The 19,588-nt window shown below is 42.1% G+C and carries 19 protein-coding genes, 1 tRNA gene and 2 pseudogenes; 1 reads left to right on the forward strand and 21 read right to left on the reverse strand.

Annotated elements, in window-relative coordinates:
- Positions 1-8: 8 nt before the first annotated feature.
- From ACL2XF_RS07180 to ACL2XF_RS07200, 5 genes and pseudogenes are all read right to left on the reverse strand, one after another.
- On the reverse strand, positions 9-2,756 hold the full coding sequence (locus ACL2XF_RS07180) for a VirB3 family type IV secretion system protein (protein ID WP_413728344.1): 2,748 nt from the start codon (positions 2,754-2,756) through the stop codon (positions 9-11).
- 11 nt (positions 2,757-2,767) lie between these two features.
- Positions 2,768-3,046 (reverse strand): TrbC/VirB2 family protein, encoded by a 279-nt coding sequence (locus ACL2XF_RS07185; RefSeq protein ID WP_050917476.1) that lies wholly within the window; start codon positions 3,044-3,046, stop codon positions 2,768-2,770.
- The gene (locus ACL2XF_RS07190; protein WP_413728345.1) at positions 3,027-3,692 is read right to left on the reverse strand and encodes a lytic transglycosylase domain-containing protein; all 666 of its coding nucleotides are present in this window, start codon (positions 3,690-3,692) and stop codon (positions 3,027-3,029) included. The genes ACL2XF_RS07185 and ACL2XF_RS07190 overlap by 20 nt, the downstream gene beginning before the upstream one ends.
- 77 nt (positions 3,693-3,769) lie before the next feature.
- Positions 3,770-3,991, reverse strand: a complete 222-nt coding sequence (locus tag ACL2XF_RS07195) for a hypothetical protein (RefSeq protein ID WP_413728789.1) — start codon at positions 3,989-3,991, stop codon at positions 3,770-3,772.
- Between the two features lie 402 nt (positions 3,992-4,393).
- A pseudogene (locus ACL2XF_RS07200) lies at positions 4,394-4,540 on the reverse strand (TraR/DksA family transcriptional regulator); the annotation flags it as partial.
- Between the two features lie 148 nt (positions 4,541-4,688).
- Here ACL2XF_RS07200 and ACL2XF_RS07205 point away from each other — a divergent pair.
- Positions 4,689-5,984, forward strand: a complete 1,296-nt coding sequence (locus tag ACL2XF_RS07205) for a hypothetical protein (RefSeq protein WP_413728346.1) — start codon at positions 4,689-4,691, stop codon at positions 5,982-5,984.
- Between the two features lie 103 nt (positions 5,985-6,087).
- Here ACL2XF_RS07205 and ACL2XF_RS07210 read toward each other — a convergent pair whose 3' ends face one another.
- The 16 genes and pseudogenes from ACL2XF_RS07210 to ACL2XF_RS07285 all read right to left on the reverse strand — a co-directional run bounded on the left by ACL2XF_RS07210 (position 6,088) and on the right by ACL2XF_RS07285 (position 19,520).
- Positions 6,088-6,297, reverse strand: coding sequence for a TraR/DksA family transcriptional regulator (locus tag ACL2XF_RS07210; RefSeq protein ID WP_413728347.1), 210 nt, complete (start codon positions 6,295-6,297; stop codon positions 6,088-6,090).
- Positions 6,287-6,874, reverse strand: a complete 588-nt coding sequence (locus ACL2XF_RS07215) for a DUF2857 domain-containing protein (protein ID WP_413728348.1) — start codon at positions 6,872-6,874, stop codon at positions 6,287-6,289. The genes ACL2XF_RS07210 and ACL2XF_RS07215 overlap by 11 nt, the downstream gene beginning before the upstream one ends.
- A gap of 14 nt (positions 6,875-6,888) precedes the next feature.
- On the reverse strand, positions 6,889-7,083 hold the full coding sequence (locus ACL2XF_RS07220) for an AlpA family transcriptional regulator (RefSeq protein WP_009635172.1): 195 nt from the start codon (positions 7,081-7,083) through the stop codon (positions 6,889-6,891).
- Between the two features lie 138 nt (positions 7,084-7,221).
- Positions 7,222-8,154: a hypothetical protein gene (locus tag ACL2XF_RS07225; RefSeq protein ID WP_050917470.1), complete on the reverse strand. Its 933-nt coding sequence runs from the start codon at positions 8,152-8,154 to the stop codon at positions 7,222-7,224.
- A 318-nt stretch (positions 8,155-8,472) separates the two neighbouring features.
- On the reverse strand, positions 8,473-9,273 hold the full coding sequence (locus ACL2XF_RS07230; protein WP_413728349.1) for a LuxR C-terminal-related transcriptional regulator: 801 nt from the start codon (positions 9,271-9,273) through the stop codon (positions 8,473-8,475).
- A 225-nt stretch (positions 9,274-9,498) separates the two neighbouring features.
- On the reverse strand, positions 9,499-10,242 hold the full coding sequence (locus ACL2XF_RS07235; protein WP_050917468.1) for an acetolactate decarboxylase: 744 nt from the start codon (positions 10,240-10,242) through the stop codon (positions 9,499-9,501).
- A gap of 16 nt (positions 10,243-10,258) precedes the next feature.
- Positions 10,259-10,975, reverse strand: a complete 717-nt coding sequence (locus ACL2XF_RS07240) for an acetolactate decarboxylase (RefSeq protein WP_050917467.1) — start codon at positions 10,973-10,975, stop codon at positions 10,259-10,261.
- Complete coding sequence (locus ACL2XF_RS07245) at positions 10,968-12,194, reverse strand: multidrug effflux MFS transporter (RefSeq protein WP_413728350.1); 1,227 nt, start codon at positions 12,192-12,194, stop codon at positions 10,968-10,970. The genes ACL2XF_RS07240 and ACL2XF_RS07245 overlap by 8 nt, the downstream gene beginning before the upstream one ends.
- A 61-nt stretch (positions 12,195-12,255) precedes the next feature.
- Positions 12,256-12,825 (reverse strand): 2-oxoacid:acceptor oxidoreductase family protein, encoded by a 570-nt coding sequence (locus ACL2XF_RS07250; protein ID WP_413728351.1) that lies wholly within the window; start codon positions 12,823-12,825, stop codon positions 12,256-12,258.
- Positions 12,809-13,735: a thiamine pyrophosphate-dependent enzyme gene (locus ACL2XF_RS07255; protein WP_413728352.1), complete on the reverse strand. Its 927-nt coding sequence runs from the start codon at positions 13,733-13,735 to the stop codon at positions 12,809-12,811. The genes ACL2XF_RS07250 and ACL2XF_RS07255 overlap by 17 nt, the downstream gene beginning before the upstream one ends.
- Before the next feature lie 26 nt (positions 13,736-13,761).
- Positions 13,762-14,586 carry a hypothetical protein gene (locus ACL2XF_RS07260; RefSeq protein WP_413728353.1) on the reverse strand — a complete coding sequence of 275 codons (825 nt, stop codon included), beginning with the start codon at positions 14,584-14,586 and terminating at the stop codon, positions 13,762-13,764.
- Between the two features lie 23 nt (positions 14,587-14,609).
- Complete coding sequence (locus ACL2XF_RS07265; protein ID WP_413728354.1) at positions 14,610-15,602, reverse strand: 3-oxoacyl-ACP synthase; 993 nt, start codon at positions 15,600-15,602, stop codon at positions 14,610-14,612.
- A 36-nt stretch (positions 15,603-15,638) separates the two neighbouring features.
- On the reverse strand, positions 15,639-16,379 hold the full coding sequence (gene phbB / locus ACL2XF_RS07270) for an acetoacetyl-CoA reductase (RefSeq protein WP_050917462.1): 741 nt from the start codon (positions 16,377-16,379) through the stop codon (positions 15,639-15,641).
- A 23-nt stretch (positions 16,380-16,402) separates the two neighbouring features.
- A complete protein-coding gene (locus ACL2XF_RS07275; protein ID WP_413728355.1) occupies positions 16,403-17,590 on the reverse strand; it encodes an acetyl-CoA C-acetyltransferase in 1,188 nt (395 codons plus the stop codon).
- A gap of 432 nt (positions 17,591-18,022) precedes the next feature.
- Positions 18,023-19,283, reverse strand: a pseudogene (locus tag ACL2XF_RS07280) (tyrosine-type recombinase/integrase).
- A 161-nt stretch (positions 19,284-19,444) separates the two neighbouring features.
- Positions 19,445-19,520 (reverse strand) — tRNA-Asn (locus ACL2XF_RS07285).
- Positions 19,521-19,588: the final 68 nt, after the last annotated feature.

Raw genomic sequence — 19,588 nt, forward strand, 5'->3', positions numbered from 1 at the left:
CATGGATATTACAGGGCTTGTTCAAGGAAGGCGGCTTTCCAGTCATCAGGCTGCATTCCTTCCTGATACAGGGTGTCGAACAGTTTCAGGTTGTCTTCGCTCCCGCTCAGCATTTTGGTAAGTTTCCCGAGACCCGCTAAATCCATTTTCGCCATCGCCACAAACGGTCGGGTTTCACCTGCGCGTAACGGCGTTTTCAGAACCACCATGTAGCGCTCACCCGGATCGAGGTTTCTGACGGTGTCGTACACGTTTTCCGGCACTTTCATCTTTTCCACGTAATCCGCCCGGCTGGCCTTCGGGTTGGCGAGAAAAATTTGCGTGCTGCACTGCTCGATAATCGCCGGAGCAATCGGGTGTTTGACGATTTCGTCAGGTGACTGGGTGGCGGGGACGAAGATGCCGTTCAGCTTGCGGATCACTTTCAGCATATTGAGCGAGAAGCGGGAGAATTCGACATCGGCCAGCCATTTCCAGAACTCGTCCATGAACATCACCAGCCGGCGACCATCCAGCAGACCGGTGACGCGATAAAGCAGATAAAACGTGATGGGGCCGCGAATATCGTCATCATCGAGAAATTCCGTACCGTCGATACCAAAATTTTCGACGTCGCTGATGTTGAAGGTGTCCTCCTCATTGTCGAATACCCAGCCGAACTCGCCGCCCTGCGCCCACTGTTTAAGGCGAATACGTAACCCGTTGAGGCGGGCATCGGTGGTTGGCGGCTCCGGCAGGACTTCCAGCAGTCGGGTGATACCGAACTTGCGGTATTCCGGCGGGTAGTCGAGCATAATGGTATCTACGGCGGCACTGATCCGCTCCTCATCGCGCGGATCGAGCGGCTTGCCGTTGCGGCCGCACAGCATGCGCACCAGTCGTTTGATAAAGCTGATATTCCGCCGGGTTGGGGCAAGCGAAAACGGGTTAAACCCGGTGGGCGTGCCGGTACGGATACGGAAGTAGCGTCCGCCCATCTGGCGTATTGCCATCTCCGCCGCCCGGTCCTTGTCGAAATACACCGTGGTGAACCGCTGGATTGTGGCTGAGGCGGAGAACGTCGCCGGATTGCGGTACTTCTGCATAAGTTGCTGCATGACGGTCATCAGCATCGTTTTCCCGGAGCCAGTTTTACCGATAATCGCCGTATTACCCGGCGTTTTTTCGTTGAAGTCATCCCGTCCGCTCTGGCTGTCGTGCAGGTTCAGGTAATACCCGCCACCGCCAGGGGATTTGAGGATGGCGATGGCATCGCCCCAGGGATTGTCGTTTCGTTTATGAGGATGAAAATTGTGCAGGCTCGCCAGGTCGGCAAAGTTCTGGCTGCTGACGGCCACCAGACGGGGGCGCAGCGTATACACCCCCGGCAGTTGCGCCAGGTACGCGGCGGGCAGCGACAGCGTGGACAGCGTTGTCATGATGCCGAGGTCGGCGAAGGGCTGCGCCAGCGCGTTGGTGTCCTTCACCACCTGCTCGGGGCTGTCTGAAGATACCAGCAGGGAGAAGTGGTATTTCCCGCAGGAGACATGCCCGGACTGGAGCAGGTCGCGCAATACAATCAGCTCTTCGCGCTGCGAGATGGCGTCGTCGTCCGCCGAATTCAGGCGCTTTTCCGCCAGGCGAATATGCTTCTGCGCCTCATCGCGGGCCATGCAGGTGAAGGACTGCGTCAGCACATACTCGCTTTCGGCATACAGCAGCGCGTCCAGCAGGCCGGTCGCGGTTTCAGGCGAATAATCTTTGATTTCCAGACTGCGAAAAAAGCGGGAGCCGCCGATCGTCTGGCACTCGGCGGTGTCGGTGGTAAAAAAAACATCCGGCGTGCTTAACGTTTCGTAAAATGGCGCACGCGTGACCGCCACCTTTTGCCACTGGCCGGTGAGCAGGCGGTGATACAAGGACAACTGGGCGGAATACACCCGCCCGTTGTCTTCATACATCCCCAGCGGCGTCGCCGTATAGCGGGACAGCGCCGATGCCAGTGCCTCCCGGTATTCCAGCATCACTTTCAGGGCATCATCCAGTGCCGCTTTGCGTTTACCGGACGGCTGCGCCTTCATGGCCTTTTTCTCCAGCGGAGAGAAGGGCGCGTAGCAGAGGGTGAAAAACAGCCGGTGCCGCCAGAACGGCTTTTCGTTGATCGGCTGGGAATACAGCCGGGTCACTTCATCAGAAAAGGGAATGCCTGAATTCGCGTCAAAGATATCGTGGTATTTTTCCCGGATACGGTGAAGATAGAAAGTGACTGGCAGGCCTTCATATGCACGAATCACGTTATTGAGATGCGTCGCCATTAACGTCAGGTGGTGTTCGTCCTCGCATTCAAAAACGGTGCCCTCCAGCTCCCAGCTGGCAACCAAATCACCCTGGCGGTTTCTGATGACGTGCGGATGAATATGGGAGGAATACGGAATGTATTTCTCCAGCGTAACGCGCTCGTTTAACTTCATCTTTTCAATAAACTCCGAGACGTCGACGGCGTCATAGCGGTTTGCCAGCAGGGCATTGGCACCAAAATGTTTATTGGTGCCAAACCGTCCACGGGTTTTAAAGGCCAGCCAGAGCAGCCCGAAATAGTGAATATCGGTTCTGGCCTTTGCCTTCATCTCCAGCCAGGCAGGGATAAGCAGTAATATCAGGTAATAGCTGACATAGACCGCCAGCAGGACGATGGCCCCGCTGACCATCACGAACGGCACGAGGGGAATGCCGGCTATGGCGGCAGGCCGCGTCAGCGCTTTGTTCAGCGTAGCCATCGTTACCTCCCTTATGATGCCCAGTAGGCACCGAAACCTGACGCGCCGACGATAAGGATGGCGCCAATGATGACGTTGCGCATGTCATGCAGGCTCTTGCCGTCAAACAAGACTTTGTATCCCACCCACATGGTGGCCAGCGTGATGGTGACGGCGGCCAGTCCGAGCAGGCCGGTAGAGGTGTTGCTCAGCGTCTCATTGGCTTTATTAAATCCGCTGTCTGCTGCCAGCGCCGGGCTTGCTATTAACAAGGAAGAGAGGACGGGCCAGTCAGTTTGTTTTCGTTTCATCATTGTTCCTCCTGGGGCCGGGAAAGGGTATCGCGCCGCGTATCACGGCATTGGGGTAGCGCAGGGATGTCAGAACTGACGTGGCGTTATTGGTAAGCTCGCCACGCATGACGGCGGTGGGGTAACGGATTTCAGGCACGAGCTTTTCGGCGGGTGGTCGCTGCCGGTCTTCCCGCGTTGACGGTACGGCGTAGCCGATGCGCTGGATGTAGCTGGTCTGGTTAAACGCGGATTCCGGCTGTTGGCCGGTCGTGAAATTTCCTGAGTAGTAGCAACTGAGCGCACGCTTCAGGGAACGGCCACGGCGGTAGCAGTCGGTGAGGATGCGCTCAAACACGTACAGGTTGGTACAGGGGGCAAGAAGGTCACGGGCGGTCACGTCGTAATGGCGGAAATTGGTGCTGGTGATTTGCATCAGCCCGACCGAATAGCGTCGGCCCTGTGCTGCCAGCCGTCCGGTGAGGCTGATGGCCTCATCCCTGCTCGTGGGGAAATGTGAAATCACGCCTTTGCCACCGGGCAGAATTTCAGCGATGGCATACGGATTCAAACCGGATTCAACCCGCGCCACATCAAGCGCCGTGGACGGGTGAATGCTGGGGGCGCACTGCATAGCCGCCGCCAGAAATACGGTGGTGGAAAGCATGATGGCCTCGGAATGGTAAACCGGGCAACGTGTACCGCCATCAGACGGCACAAGGCCGGAAAAAGGGGAAAGGGCGGTTAAACGGGCTGAGTAACCTGTGTCGTATCGCCGTCATCCCGGGGCTCAAGGAGCACCAGCTTTCCGGAAACGGCAATACCGGGTGTCAGCACCACGTTCAGACCGGGTTTGCCGTGGTGGGCAAAAGCCACGCCGATTTTCGTCCACCATGTGTTTTTTTCTCCCTGTGGGTCGGGTTGACTTTCCTGGGTGACAAACACGTGATAAAGGGGTTTTCGCATGGATTTTCCTTTAATGAAAACATTGAGGAGTTCAATAAATGTCACATCCCAATTCTGCATTCCGGTTTAAACGGGCCAGCGAGAACATCCAGCGGCACCCTGAATTGTGGTTATGTGACAGCCCGAATTTTATTTTTAAAGAGCAATGATCGTCCCGAACTAATAAACATCCATCAGGTCAGTCAGTGATTAACGGCGCACTCAGGGTGCAATATCAACTACGGATTTGGAACAGAAAATTAAAAATAGAACTGAGAGAGTTAATGAGATAAAGAATGGTTTTATCTGTCGGGGTAATTAATTTTTAATGCGGAAGGGAAATAAAATAAAGAATTATTAACTCACCGAAAATATAAAAATGCTTGGAGAAAATAATTTCCCCGCGAATGGATGGCATGATGATTAACGTCTTCGGCGTTCAAGAATAGACTGGCATTCCCTGCATGTAGTCACACCGCGCAGTGTCTGCCGCTGTTTCTTAGGAATAGGCATGCCGCAAAATTGACAATGAAATAATGAGGGCGTTGTCGCTGGTTTGAAACGGCTCTGTTAAATCATCTCTTCGAGCCACTACTCCTGATCGCGATCGATTTTTTTAACAGCATCGTGCGCCAATCCATGTGAAGCAGGTCAGATTTTTTTCAATCACCAACAGGCAAATATTTCTGATAATGTAGGCCAAAGGAGGTGAGACGCAATGTCAGAGATTAATCCACACGATGCCGCACAGACTTTACCCCAGGATCGGGAAACACTGTACCACTTGGTCTGGAGCGAGCCCGCGGAGCGTATAACTGTGCTGTATGGTATCAGTACTGAGTTACTGGCAAAGCGATGCAGCGAAATGCGGATACCCAGGCCGCTTGCAGGATACTGGAAAGCGTTGGCGAAAGGGACTGCGCCTGCAATTCCCGCTCTGCCCGCTTTGAAAAAGAGTAAGGCGGTAAAGGTACATGAGAATGACAACCCATCAATGCAATCTGCTGCCATTACGGCATCAAAAGCAGCATCTTCGGTAGCCCAAAAGCAAGCTTCTGTTACGAGTAATGGCTATGGATTGATAAATGATCTTAAAATGTATCTGCCAGTCTCCTCGGTTACTGAAGATGGCTATTATAAACCTGCGAAAAAGAAATTACTGGATCTCAACGTTTCTGATTCGGGATTTGATAACGGAATTGAGTTCCTGAATCGGTTTTTTGAAGCTCTGGGAAAAAAGGGTTATCGGGTAACGCTGGGTGCTCCGGGAGACAGGCTACATCGTACGGATATTGATATTAAGGAAGATCTAAAAGCGGGAGGATATCGCTGGGACAATTTATGGCGGCCTTATACGCCAAGTATTATTTGTGTCGGTGATATGTACTTTGGGTTTAATCTTGCTGAAATGACGGAGTATGTTCCGGCGAAAAAAGTCAAAAAACGCTATGTTCGTGACGAACAGATGGGACGGTGGATACGTGGGAAAAATAGTGAGTCTTTGATACACGTATCGAAACATACCCTACCTACCGGGCGATTTTTGTTGCAACTTTACTCACCTTATTCTTCCGCAGAATGGCTGGTTCAGTTCCGGCAGACAAAACAGTGTGGGTTGATTAGCCAAATCCCTAAGATGATTTCGGCGATGCAGGAGGCTGTTCCGCTAATTTCAAAGCAGCTAGAAGATGCCAGAATCAAAGCTGAGGAGAGGTGTGTCCAGCGTGAGCGGGAATTTGCCATATATCTTGAAAAGGAGCGGATAGGTCGGGAAGAGGAAGCTTACCGTGCCAGCCGTACCGAGCTGAAATCAATTATAGCTCAGTGGACTGAAGACAAACGGCTGGAACAGTTTTTTCACGAAGCAGAATCAGATACGGCAACGCTTAATGTACAGCAGAAGGTGCAGGTTATGGAACGGCTGCAACTGGCTCGTCAGTTCCTGTCTGAGGATACGGCGATTGAAAGGTTGCTGAAGTGGCAAACCCCGCAAGAGCGCTTAAAAAAAGAATAAATTTATTATTCAGCGGGTTACCCAGCACTAAAATGAGCGGTGTCATTCTGCGAAAAATAATGCGCGGAGAAAATAATTTCCCCGCGCATGGCAGGCATGATGACTAGCGCCTGCGTCGTTCAAGGATAGACTGGCATTCTGTACATGTGGTCACCCCAGGGAGCGTTTCCCGCCTTTTCTCAGGAATAGAGTTACCGCAAAATTGACAGTGAAATAATGAAGGCGTTACAGCAGGTTTGAAACGGCTTTGTTCAATCATATCTTCCAGCCGCTGTTCATTGAACTCCTGATCGCGGTCGATCTCATCCGGCATGCGACGTCTCCCTGTCAGACACTTCACGTTCGAAAAGTTTGATACGGTTCCAGACGACAGTGAGTGAGGGGTTATCGGGCTGGGCGGACAATTTCTCAGTGACCTGTATCATCGCTTCCAGTGCCTCGGCTGATTCTAGATTAGCTACCCTGCATTTTTGCCATTGCCTCCAGATCCGGGCATCGGTCTCTTCATCCGGGATGGGTGTCCGGCCATGAGGGATGGTGATAGCCAGCAACCTACGACGCAGGCTGACCTCATTGGATGTGAGACCGAAATAGTGAGTTAGCAGCGCAATCGACCCACCCAGCCGGATGGCGTGATTGATACATTGTTGCTGCAGAACCTCCTCGCGGGATTTCGCCAGAAGCAGGCGTAATGCGTCGTGATGAACCGTCACAACCAAAAATGGCGAAGACTCCCGACTAATGATAAACAGCTCGTCTAGCGACAATTGGTTGAGGGCATTCATTTCGTCGAAAGTGAATCCGAGCAATTCACAATGACGGATGTTACCATCCTTCAATGCGTGCAGAGCCTCGGTTAATACGGCGTAATTCAGTGATGGGATAGTCATGGTGTTTTCTCCCTTCAGCCTATTGAGCGGCGGACTAATTTAATATTGATCCATTCGTCAATTTCCGATTCGAGCCAGGCCACACTGGCCGGGCCAATCTTTATTGAACGGGGAAAGGTACCGTCCTTCATATACAGATAGATTTGAGAGCGCTTCAGGCCTGTTTTTTCTTCAACCTGTTTAAGTCGTAATAACTGATGAGATGTCATAACTTCCTCCAGTACAAAAATAAAAAAAATTCTGGAGGCTACAAAAAAGCACGAGGAAAGCTGGAAGGTAAAGCTGATGAACCCGTATTAAGGATTTGATGATCCGTAATTCGGGTTTTTAGGTCAGATCATGAAATATCATTTTTGTTTGGAAGCAGGTGTATAAAGGGGAGATCCGCGTTCCAGTGCGGTTTTAAGTGTATCTCCGCTCAGTCTATCGGTTATGCCATCGGCTGATGCCCATTGTTCAAAGATTGAGAGGAGTTTATATGGTTGTTTTACTAAAGGACTAATAGTCTCATTATGCCTACAGGCAAGCCAGAGCAAGCGAGATAGTGGTGTTGATATCCGTGTAGAAGATGATGGCGGAATTTTATTTTTAACAATGAGATTAAGTAATTTATCGAACTCCTCATTACGGATAACAAAAAAAGCATCTTTTGGTAAAATATAAATAGGGAAAATTTTTTTCGAACTTTGTTCATCCACGTCTACATAAGGATCATGTTCAGAAAATATTGGTGTAATATCTTTTGGAAGTCGTTCTATTTGTTGCTTAATTCTGTCGTGCAATGTTATATTTTCAAAGATTTGGAATATATCTCCTTTATAACAAACTGAAATGCCATAGTTATTATCATGTGCCCCCTTTATGGGTAAGGGTAATTTGAGGGACTGTGCAAGCAAACTCTGAATAATAACATATTCATAGCCAAGTAAGGGAGTATCAATAACTCGCTCCTTAGATCTGATATATTCATGTTCAGTGCTAACTTTAAAGCGCTCATTATTTATAAAGCTTACGCTATCCAAATTGCAAAGACGATGAATGAGTGAACCATTTAGGGGAGTTAGTTTTACTTTGTAATTAGTGGTTTTTACCTTGCGGAGTATAACCGGTGATTGGAAATATATGGATATAAAAACATTCCCATAAAGAACGTTACGTAAAATATCACTATAACTGATTTTCATATCGAAATGATCAGAAGCTATTTCTACAGCCTCTTGAATAGTCACCCATTCTTGCGTCTTTTGCATGAATCTTACCGGGTTGTTATTTTCTGGCATTATATTTCTCCTTTCATCTAACCACGACTCTTGGGCAGCAAGCCACATTGAATAAACCAGGGAAGGATAGATGTGTGTAGAGGAATAATTACCCTTAAAATATTATGCAAATCATTAAGAACAGATAAATCATGAGCCTTTTAAACTGAGTGAGGTATTTGTAAATTGGATGGTTTATTATTGATATTCTTTTGAATTGTTATTGTTGGGACAAACTCCACACAAGAAATTGAAAAAGTAATCATGGCTTCTGAAAAGGCAATAAAAAATAATTAATGGATGATATAGTACATAATTAGTTTCTATGGACACTGGATACTATGAATTTCGTAATTTATCCATGATTACACCATCAATCAGAGATAAACATTCCTTATATCCTTTTACATTTAATTTGCTATAAATGTTTTTTAAATGCGTTTTTATAGTATTAGTCGATACGAATAATTTTTTTGGCAGCGAAGATAACTTTTCACCACGAAATAATTCGTATAAAATTTGTATTTCCTTAGGTGTCAATCCGAACTCATTGTTTAATATCAGGTATCCAAAAAAACGGGTTTTGTCAGTTTTATATTTAGATAAACTTTCTTTTTCTAATAGAGCTGAAATGTATCTTGATATTAAATCAATGACTAGGTTACAGTGTGATATATCTTCTTCAAATTTTATGTATATGGAAATTACACCTACGATGTCATCATTTACAATAATTGGCGTTCCAATTTCAGTCCATTGTTTTAAAAAATTGATTTGATGTTGGTCAGGTCTGGATATATTTATATTTTTACTTATTAGTGAGCGAGCAAGAGCGTTTTCTCCTATTGAATCGATAGTCATTTTAGTGCCTAATTTGAAGCCGCATTCAAAAAAACGTTGCATGATAGGGGTGTCACTAATTATATTAATTATTGCTCCCGTCTCGTCACTTAAAATAATGAATTTATCTTCTACCAAAATGTTGTCAAGAACATGAATTAAGAATGATTTCGTACTTTGAATTAGATGATTGTTTCTTTTAAGAGTGTTCTGAGTTTCCATATCCGAAAGCTGCAGCTTGGGCCTGTCATCAGAAACTTCTAGAGATGAATAACCATTCTTTAACTGTATGTAATTCATTATATACCTAACATTGTTCAATATATTTCCTTTACATTAATACCATTAAGCCTTTAAAAGCAAGGGCGAAAAAAAATGTCAACTTAAATGCAATAAATTCAATAAGTTACAATAAACATTTCTATATGCTAATAAATTATATAAGGATCACAAATAATTATTATGGAGGGTGAAAGTACTTTTCCCGAGAGAATGAATTTTCAATGTCCGTATTCATATAGATCCTCAAAGCTCTTTACCACCAACACCATCTTTGGCCCAGGCTTCTATTCTATTATCGATAAGTTCATCATTACTTCCTAACTCTAGGTTTTGAAATTCAGAGCTTTCAGGTAGTTTTAATGATATTGTGTGCTTGGATGAAAACTCAGCAGTTCCTGACGAAATATTGCAATCCAAAACATGTCCGCAAATCATTTTATCATTACTTATATAATGAATGTGCAATCCTCCTGCTCCTGCATTAATGCATTTGCAAAATTCAGGAAGCCAGAAAGCCAGTAGGGTACCTGATGTTGAATAATGGCAGCTATTAACTGATCGATTAACAATGTCAGCTGTGATTACAGGGTATGGCCTTGAAAACTTAGGAAATGAAGAAGTTTTCACAAAATCGAAATTACCTTTAATTTTAACTAAATTGATGATATTTGTTGAATTGAAATTATCTTTAATTTTATTGCGCAGTTCCTTAATGCCCATCGCATTATTTATCTGTAAGTTACCATCTAGTGTAAAGTGTGATATAAAACTAATAGCTACATGTTCATCAATAAAATCAAGTGTCGGGGATATTATTTCCCCATCCAAGATCATTATATTATGCTGCATTCCTGCCGTAGCGCCAAATCCAAAATCACCGTAATTCAATAAGTCTTTGACTTTGAAATTGGTTTCTAACAAACCGCTGCACAATGTTTGGCTTGTGGATATTTGAGTGTAACTATCAATTTCATTTGAATTAAGCATGTTGCCTCCAATTTTCTTATGAGTTAGCTAAAGAAGAAATTATTTTATCAAGTTGTTCTTTTACTCCATCTAGATTACTTTTATGAAAATCATCATTATCAGGAAGTTGAATGTTTAACGTGTTTTTATATTGATATTCGACTGTGATGCCAGAAAAACAAAAATCAACAATATGTCCTCCAAGCTTATGTTCACTATCAAAGAAATGAAAATGTAAACTAGGGCCACATAAATCTACTAGTGGTAAAGGTGTATAAAATCCGATCATGCTCCCTTCTATATTATTAATTGTATTAATTATCTTGTTACCAGAGATTACATCAATTGTTGGATAAGGTTTCACCTGTTTTGGATAAGACATTAATTTCACCCATTTATAAGTTGCCTTTACTCTAATTGCATATATGTAATTTAAAGAAGGTAGTTTTCCCATCAAGATTTTTTTAAAAGTTGGATAAGTAATTTCTTCATCAATAGTGAATTTTCTGTCAGCAATATATTTCGTTACTGTCATCTTTGGAGTTTTAAAATGTGGTTCAGGAGTTTGAATGTCGCCGTCAGAATTTGCGTGATAAAAAATACCATTAGAAAGAGTTAGCTCGCCCTCTAAGCTTTCTATTGCACCAATTCCAAAATCGCCATACTTTTTAATTTGTGCTAAATCTAAAACACCATCCAGCAGGCCAACAAAAGTTGCTCCATAGATGGATAATTGAAATACTTCTCTATTCATTGTTATCTCCATTCATTGAAATAAATCTAATCTTTATTATTAAAAAAAGAAAAAGAGAAATGAGGAAGTAAAAAATGTAATTAAAGAAAAGTGAGCTTGCCGTCAGTAATATGGTGGCGGAGCCTACAGACGATATTACCGAAACTATGACTCCTGTTAGCGTACCGAAAATTGAACTTGCAGTGCCGGCTTCTGATGGGAAAATTTTCATTGAGTTAGCTAAAGTATTTGGGACAATAAATCCTATGAAAAAGAAAATAAGGAAGAGACCGCTAATGATGATTTTTAAAGAAGAGACAGAATATTGTGACCATAATGAAAATGTAATGCTGATTGCAACACATGCACTAAGCCCTAACATCAAAATGTCACCATTTTTATGTGTGTCAACTAGTTTTTTATTTGTTAATGAACCCAAAAAATATGCAAACCCGAGCAATAGAGCATAGTGCCCATATTGGATAGGAGTAATTAAGTACTTTTTTTGTAATAAAAATGGTCCCACAACATTAAAAAGTACAATAACCCCATACCCGACACCACCTATAAAACAATAAATCAAGAAGCGAGTATCTAAAGCTACTGTTTTTATATTGTCAGTGTTGAATGATTCACCTATTTTTTTTAAATTATTATTGGTCTCAGGGAATCTATTGAAAGATACAAAGGCCAGAGCGAGACCATAAATAGCAAAGAAAAGGAAATTAGCTTGCCAGCTAAAATAATTTTGTAAATATCCGCCAATATTAGGGCCTATTATTGGGCCGAGTGACCAACATAGCCCAAAGTAATTCGTAAATTTAAATAAATCTTTTCCAGAAAAGACATCAACAATCATAGCGCGCGCAACAACAGCAAGTCCGGCAATACTTAATCCTTGAATAAATCGCCAAAAATTTAACCAGTAAATTGATGGAGATAAAAAAATGCAAAGTAAACTCGATAAGATAAAAACTATGCTGCAAATTTTAAGAATTAATCGTCTCCCTAAAGAATCGGAAATTATACCTAAAAAAAACTGACCGATCCCATAGCCAAACATATATGTTGCAATAGATAGTTGTACCGCAGTTTTCGGTGAGTTAAATGAGTTTGCTATTGCAGGTAATGAGGGAACATATAAATCAATTCCTAATCCCATTAAAAATGGAATTGCAAATATAAGTGTTTTTATTTGGTACATTGTCACAGATGAATATCGATCTTTCATAAGCTCCATTTCTGACTCCGGGTTATATGATTCAACTTAGGCTTGCTTTTTGAAGTAATCTATTCCTTTTTCAAAAGCAAGAATATTTTCTTGGATCTCTATTTTGTGGAATGATTGTCTTTATAGTCTCTTTTGCAGACTCTAAATCATAATCTAGCAAGCATAATAATATAGACAATAAGGAAAAATTAAGATTCACGTAACTTATGTTTTCATTCTCTAGAATATTTTTATAAAAAATTGTTTTTTTTATTTTTTTGGTGGCACATACATCATTCACGGTGTAAGGGGTATCACGTTCCAAGCCAGCATTGACGCTAGGCGAAGTTAACTTGTAATCGCTCGCAACTAAGTATCCATCAGTTGATAAATAATGTATGTTCCTCAGTACTTCTGTTTGTTCAAGGCCGACTAGATAATCAACCTGACCTACGGGTATTAAAGGTGATAAGATTTTTTCTTTAGAGAACCGAAGATGAGAAGAAACACTTCCTCCTCTTTGCCCTAATCCCATGACATCGAAGCATTTAACTTCATACCCTTCAATAAATAGTATTTTATGAGTTAGTTTAGCAAGCGAGACAATACCTTGGCCACCAATACCACAAAATATTATATTTAGTTTATTGAATTGCTTCATAATTAATTGCCCCATTTTTACAGTTTGTTTGACATAATTTACATCCCACGCACAGACCAGAATCAATATGTATCTTCTCTTCACCATTATCTTTTAATATTTCCAGAGCGGGACAACTGATTTGAAGACAAGCTTTGCATTTCAAACAGGCTTCGTTATCTATTGTACACTGTCCTTTTACTTCTGGTTTAAACTTAACTAGGCATTCTTTTTTGACGATAATTACCCCGTTCCCATCTCTATTGAGTGAGGAAATTACGTCTTTTTCAAAATCATCAATTTTATAAGGATCGACTTCTATTACATCTTGAATGCCTAAAGCATGACAAGTCTCTTTTATATCGAGTGACGATGAATATTCAGGTCTGGAGGATGGGACATCCTGGCCACCAGTCATTGCGATACATTGATTATCGACGATGATTACTTTTGTATTACCCTTATTGAAAGTAAGATTTATTAAACCATTTATACCTGTAGCCCAAAAACCTCCATCCCCTATAACGGCTATATAGTTCTCTTTATCATCATTAGCGCAATTGAAACCGTGCGCTATTCCGATAGAACTTCCCATATGTTTAGCATTAGTGAATGCATTGATGTGTGGAAAAATACCTAACCCGCCACAAGTTACATCTGTAGTTGCCTTAAGGTGATATTTTTTCAGTATATAATATACAAACAGATGAGAGCAGCCAGCACAATTCATTGGCAGCCTAAATGGAATGTCTTGCAATGGTTGTGCAACGATATCATTCACTAGGAATTTGCTTTTTATTATTTCCGGGGTGAAGAATGTGAAATCTGGGAATTTTTTGAGATCAACGTCTTTAGCGATGTTAATGCCCATGGATCTTATTTCTTTTTCGATGACAGATTGCCCATCTTCAATTACATATAATTTATCCACATAGGTGGATATTTTTTTTATCAATCCTATGGGTAGGGGTGTATAGCACCAAGTTTAAGTATGGAGGCATCAGGTAACGTTTCTTTCAAGTAGAGGTATGATGCGCCAGATGTTATAAAACCAATTTTTTTATCTTTTAACTCAATAGGGTTGATGTTGCTATTATTTGATAAATTGTCTGTCAATCTATCCATCGAATGAACAAAATCATTATTGAATCTTGTAACTTTCGGATTATCACTGTTTTTCATTCCCATGATAGTTGTAGTGGTTAATACGGCATAGCAGCTACTTTTAAATTTCAAGTTTTTGCTCGCTGAATATTGATAGTTTTCATCTATATTTACAAGCGAACTAGTTTTACACGTAACAGTAGTAAGTCTGATTATCACAGGGAGACTGTATAGTTCACTTAATTTAAATGCAAGTTTTGTCAATTTTAGTGCATCTAAACTATCACTTGGTTCCAATATCGGGACGCCGGCACTTCTACCGTAATAACGGCAATCATTATAATCATCGGTTATTCTTCCGACATCGTCAGCAACTACAATAACAAGGCCCCCGTTTATCTGTGATTGTGCTGCTGAGATCAAGGCATCGTGAGCTACGTTTAAACCAACGGTCTTCATTACCGCTAAACTTCTAGCACCAGAAAATGATGCCCCCATTGCGACTTCTAATGCTACCTTCTCATTTACAGACCATTCGCAATAAATATCTTTATAATCCCTCATAATATCATCGATGATTGATGTTGATGGTGTACCAGGATAACCAGTAGCGACCTTAACACCTGACTCAAACGCGCCTCTTGCTACAGCATCATTTGCAGTAAATATTTTGTTCATATTAGCCTCGATATTTTATTAAATTATTTATAATAGATTACAATTGCTCCCCAAATAAACCCAAGGCCAGCACTAACCAATACCACATTACTTCCTTTATTAATTAAACCTTTCGATTCTGCTAAAAATAATGACAAAATGGGATCAAATTGTTCCATGTGGCCAAAGTTTGACAGGTATAATGATTTTGAATTTTCCAAGTTTATTCTTTTTAATATTTCTTCATGTGCTGACCTCTTGATATGCAAAATTGCAAGATAGTCAATATCACTCGGAGTCATATTGGATTTTTTCAATGCATTTTTTATTACAGTTTCAAAGTTATTTATTGATGTCATGTTCAACGTGTTTTTGAATTTCTCAGAATCATTCATGAGAAATCTTATTTGCATGTCACTATTGCCATGTGTTTTTTTTGTTTCTCGCGTTGCATAGCACATATTAGATAGAGAGCCATCACATTTGAAACTATCCCCTAATATGGTGTTGCTACAATTTTCATTGCTAATTAAAACTGACGCTGCTCCAGAACTTAAATCTAATAGAAAGTGTGTGTTTGGGTTGTTTGTATCTAAATAATCCATGTCTCTACATCCTCCAACAAGAAGAATGTTGCTGTACTCTTGGTGCGAATCTAATAATGATTTTGCAATGGATATCCCTGCCAGCATTGATCCACATAAAGCGGTCATATCAAATGCCCAGGCATTATCAGCACCTAGATCCGAAGCTAAACTAATCGCCGTAACCCACATAAACTTCTCGGTATTCTGGCTCCCGACCCAAATTATTACATCCAAGTCTGTAGCGGTTATTTCGGATTTTTTCAAAGCATCTTCAGCCGCTTTAATTCCCATAAAATAACTTGTTTCATGACTGCGAGCTATTCGCTTTTTACTAATTCCATATTTATTTATCAATATGCTTTCAGGAATCCCAGTTTCTTTAGATATTTGGGATGATGTTATTGTTTGAGGGGGTATATATAGCCCGATACTTGTAATTCCACAGCTCATGATTATTAACTCCTTAATGGTTTTCAATAACATCTGCTACATATAATAACCCCCATTAATGTTGAAATTTGCTCCCGTGATGTAGGTAGAATCCTCTTGTATCAGTAGGCGTACAACTTCGGCTATTTCAGTAGGTTTTAGGAGTCTTTTAATTGGTATTTCTTTTAAAATATTTCCCAGAGTGGTCGTTGGTATTTTACCCAATACCATATCGGTCTCAGTATATCCTGGGGATACAACATTTACTGTGATTCCGCTGCTTGCTAGTTCTAATGCTAATGCTTTGGTAAAGCCTACAACTCCAGCTTTAGCCGCGCAATAATTAGTTTGACCAAACTGTCCTTTTTCTGCATTAACCGACGAAATGTTAACTATTCTTCCATATTTACTTTCTATCATCTTACTTACAATTGGTTGAGTGATGTTAAATAGGCTAACTAAATTGGTAGTTAATACAATTGACCAGTCTTCAATGGACATTTTTTTAAATGTTCTATCCCTTGTAATGCCTGCATTATTAATCAATACATCTATAGAGCCATATTCATTGATTATTTGTGAAATGAGGCTATTACATGAGGCATAGTCATTTATATCACATGGGAAATATATTAAATCATCATATCCTTCTGCATGAGAATCGTTTATCCATTTTTCACCCAATGATTTATTTTTTGATATAACAATAACTTTCAATCCTTCATTATGTAGCATTTTAGCTATAGAGGAGCCGATGCCTCGGGTTCCTCCAGTAACTAAAGCTATTTTTCCTTTCATGCCCACCTCGATTAATATAAGATTTAACTATTAATATTTTCGACAATCATTGCGATTCCCATCCCTCCGCCAATACATAATGTTGCTAATCCATAATGAGATTTTCTTCTTATCATCTCGAAAATTAATGTCGTAAGGATCCTTGCACCGGAAGCACCAATTGGATGGCCTAATGCTATTGAACCGCCATTGACATTTACTTTCTCAACGTCCCACCCTAATTTTCTGTTTATACAAATCACCTGGGCTGCAAAAGCTTCATTGACTTCTATTAAATCTAAATCTTCTATTTTTAGATTTGCTTTTTTAAGCACTTTTAGAGATGCTTCTATTGGCCCAGTCCCCATTAAACTAGGTTCAACCCCTACTTCTGCCCAGGCGATGATTCTAACCATAGGATTCAACATTAATTCACTGGCTTTTTTTTCAGACATTAAAATTACTGCTGATGCCCCATTGTTTATACCAGTCGAATTTCCTGCTGTGACGGTGCCATTTTTATCAAATGCTGGTTTTAAAGAATGAAGTTTTTCTAGTGTCGTATTTGGCCTTGGAAACTCATCTTTATCAAAAACTGTATCTGTAGCATTATTTTCCAAAAATAATGGAACAATTTCATTAATAAATTTCCCTTCATCAACAGCTTTTCGACATTTTTGTTGGGAACCATAAGAAAACTCGTCTTGTTCATCTCTTGTTATATGAAAGTGATTTGCTATATTTTCGGCGGTTACACCCATATGACATTTACTATATGCATCACTTAATCCATCGTTAATAAGTGTGTCAATTAGTTTTAAGTCGCCAATTCTTTTCCCTGTACGAGAACCTGACAGAATTCTAGCGGCCATATCCATATTTTCTTGACCACCGGCGATGACAATATCGGCATTGCCGCATTTAATATCATTGTATGCTAACGCTATTGCTTTTAAACCTGAACCACATACTTCATTAATGGTATAGGCACAGGTTTCAATAGGTAGTCCAGCTTTCAATGCTGCCTGTCGGGCGGGGTTTTGTCCAAGTCCTGCGGTGAGGACATTCCCCATAACAACTTCTTGAATAATTTCTTTGGATATTTTGACTCTATCAACTAGCCCCTTTATTACTTCTGCCCCTAAGTCAATTGCTGGAAAGTTTGATAGACTTCCCCCAAAAGAACCAATAGCAGTTCTTGCCGCTGATACAATAACAACATCGTTAGCCATACAGTCTCCAATAATTTATTATTTCATTTGTTTTACTCCATTGAAAATTTGACTTCATCACTCCTTAACTTTTTTTGGGGTGATTTTTCTCACCCATTTAAGTTAATGATTTGTGATAAATGATTTTTTTCCATTAACATCTGCAACATATAACTTTGTTCTTTGTTTTATTAGCAGAACCAAGTCCCTCAAACAAAAAAGGAAATTACCAGGGTAGGCCTCTGTCTATTGCTTAAAGTAACCTGCTTGTTATGCGGTAGTGATGTACTGAAATGTGGGAGGTTCAACCACAGTTTTGCGGGCTAATTTGTTTTAGCAATATGAGAAGTTCTGTTTAAGACATGATGCTAGCTAATATAAAAAGCAGTACACTAAACGACCTGTTCTGCTTTTATTGTATTCGTCAATTACTGATATTCTTAATTAGGATATTTATCTTTTCTGCACCCGGCTCCATACATAAGGAGGCAGAAAAGCATCACTGCATGCATCCAGATAATCCGACCACCATTGCATCATCGCTTTACGGGCATCGAGATATTCTGCTTTATGGATGTAAGCCGCTCGAACGCTATTGCGTTCCTGGTGACTCATCTGCCGTTCAACCGCACCCTGTGCCCATAGGCCAGACTCCATCAGGGCACTACAGGCCATTGCACGAAACCCGTGGCCGCAGATTTCATCTTTTGTGTCATAGCCCATCAGGCGTAGCGCCTTATTGACCGTGTTTTCACACATCGGTTTATATGGATTGTGATCGCCGGGGAATACCAGACTCCTGATGCCCGGATATTTCCCGTATCTGTTCCAGAATAGAGATGGACTGACGGGAGAGTGGAACGATGTGTGGAGTGCGCATTTTTGCACCACGCCCAGAATAGCGGACACCAGGGATAGCTTCGCGTGTGGCTGGAATGGTCCAGATTTTGTTTCTGATATCGATCTCAGACCAACGGGCGAAGCGCAGCTCGCTGGAGCGGATAAATAGGTGAAGGGTGAGTGATAGGGCCAGGCGGGTTAACTCTCGTCCTTGCTGGTAGTCCTCAATGCGAGCCAATAGTTCCGGCAGTCGCTCCAGCGGAAGGGCAGGGTAGTGGCGTTTAACGGGCGGGGCGATGATACCGTCCAGATTTGCTGCAGGATTCTGCTCTATCAACTCATTATGTACGGCATGACGCATGATGTTGCACATATGCTGCCGGGTACGTGCTGCGACTTCCAGCAGACCTTTTTGCTCAATGCCTTTCAGCAGGTCGATAAAGTGACGGGGTTTCAGTTCAGCTACCGGCAAGTGTCCAATCACAGGAAATATATGATTGTTCATGCTGGCAAGCAGACGGGAGGCGTGGTTCTCTGACCATGTTCGGTTGCTTTTATGCCAGTCCAGTGCCACATACTTAAAAGTTTTTTCTGGCGAGGAAGTGGCTCTTTCAGCAGAGCGCTGTTGTGCTGGATTGATATTATGCGCCAGCAATTTACGGATACCATCACGCTGTTGACGAGCATCAGCCAAAGATACGTAGGGGTAGGCGCCTAAGCCAAGGCGGGATTCTTTACTATTGATACGATATTTGAGATACCAGAGACGTGAACCGACTGGATTTACTAATAGGTACAGGCCGTGAGAATCGGAAACTTTGAAGGGTTTTGCAGATGATTTTAAGTTGCGGATTTTTGAGTCGTTAAGAGACATTTGGGGGTCACTCCGTCATCGAACCAACATGACCCCAAATCTGACCACCAAATTCTCCCGATGCGGAGGGAAAACTGAAAATACATCGGGAAGATTTTTCGCGCTAACTTATTGAATCTAAATCGTATAAAGATTCGCAAAGAGGCATGAAAACACAAATTTGGCTCCTCTGACTGGACTCGAACCAGTGACATACGGATTAACAGTCCGCCGTTCTACCGACTGAACTACAGAGGAATCGCGAGAACGGGGCGAATACTAAAGGCGCCGGCCCGTTTTGTCAAAGTTCTTTTCAGCATTTCCCT

The organism is Sodalis sp. RH19, from assembly GCF_047324215.1.
Classification (GTDB): domain Bacteria; phylum Pseudomonadota; class Gammaproteobacteria; order Enterobacterales; family Enterobacteriaceae; genus Acerihabitans.

Excerpts from the sequence above, each read along its gene's own strand:
- ACL2XF_RS07180 (WP_413728344.1), bottom strand. The coding sequence starts at position 2,756 with ATGGCTACGCTGAACAAAGCGCTGACGCGGCCTGCCGCCATAGCCGGC.
- ACL2XF_RS07185 (WP_050917476.1), bottom strand. The coding sequence starts at position 3,046 with ATGAAACGAAAACAAACTGACTGGCCCGTCCTCTCTTCCTTGTTAATA.
- ACL2XF_RS07190 (WP_413728345.1), bottom strand. The coding sequence starts at position 3,692 with ATGCTTTCCACCACCGTATTTCTGGCGGCGGCTATGCAGTGCGCCCCC.
- ACL2XF_RS07195 (WP_413728789.1), bottom strand. The coding sequence starts at position 3,991 with ATGCGAAAACCCCTTTATCACGTGTTTGTCACCCAGGAAAGTCAACCC.
- ACL2XF_RS07205 (WP_413728346.1), top strand. The coding sequence starts at position 4,689 with ATGTCAGAGATTAATCCACACGATGCCGCACAGACTTTACCCCAGGAT.
- ACL2XF_RS07210 (WP_413728347.1), bottom strand. The coding sequence starts at position 6,297 with ATGCCGGATGAGATCGACCGCGATCAGGAGTTCAATGAACAGCGGCTG.
- ACL2XF_RS07215 (WP_413728348.1), bottom strand. The coding sequence starts at position 6,874 with ATGACTATCCCATCACTGAATTACGCCGTATTAACCGAGGCTCTGCAC.
- ACL2XF_RS07220 (WP_009635172.1), bottom strand. The coding sequence starts at position 7,083 with ATGACATCTCATCAGTTATTACGACTTAAACAGGTTGAAGAAAAAACA.
- ACL2XF_RS07225 (WP_050917470.1), bottom strand. The coding sequence starts at position 8,154 with ATGCCAGAAAATAACAACCCGGTAAGATTCATGCAAAAGACGCAAGAA.
- ACL2XF_RS07230 (WP_413728349.1), bottom strand. The coding sequence starts at position 9,273 with ATGAATTACATACAGTTAAAGAATGGTTATTCATCTCTAGAAGTTTCT.
- ACL2XF_RS07235 (WP_050917468.1), bottom strand. The coding sequence starts at position 10,242 with ATGCTTAATTCAAATGAAATTGATAGTTACACTCAAATATCCACAAGC.
- ACL2XF_RS07240 (WP_050917467.1), bottom strand. The coding sequence starts at position 10,975 with ATGAATAGAGAAGTATTTCAATTATCCATCTATGGAGCAACTTTTGTT.
- ACL2XF_RS07245 (WP_413728350.1), bottom strand. The coding sequence starts at position 12,194 with ATGGAGCTTATGAAAGATCGATATTCATCTGTGACAATGTACCAAATA.
- ACL2XF_RS07250 (WP_413728351.1), bottom strand. The coding sequence starts at position 12,825 with ATGAAGCAATTCAATAAACTAAATATAATATTTTGTGGTATTGGTGGC.
- ACL2XF_RS07260 (WP_413728353.1), bottom strand. The coding sequence starts at position 14,586 with ATGAACAAAATATTTACTGCAAATGATGCTGTAGCAAGAGGCGCGTTT.
- ACL2XF_RS07265 (WP_413728354.1), bottom strand. The coding sequence starts at position 15,602 with ATGAGCTGTGGAATTACAAGTATCGGGCTATATATACCCCCTCAAACA.
- phbB (WP_050917462.1), bottom strand. The coding sequence starts at position 16,379 with ATGAAAGGAAAAATAGCTTTAGTTACTGGAGGAACCCGAGGCATCGGC.
- ACL2XF_RS07275 (WP_413728355.1), bottom strand. The coding sequence starts at position 17,590 with ATGGCTAACGATGTTGTTATTGTATCAGCGGCAAGAACTGCTATTGGT.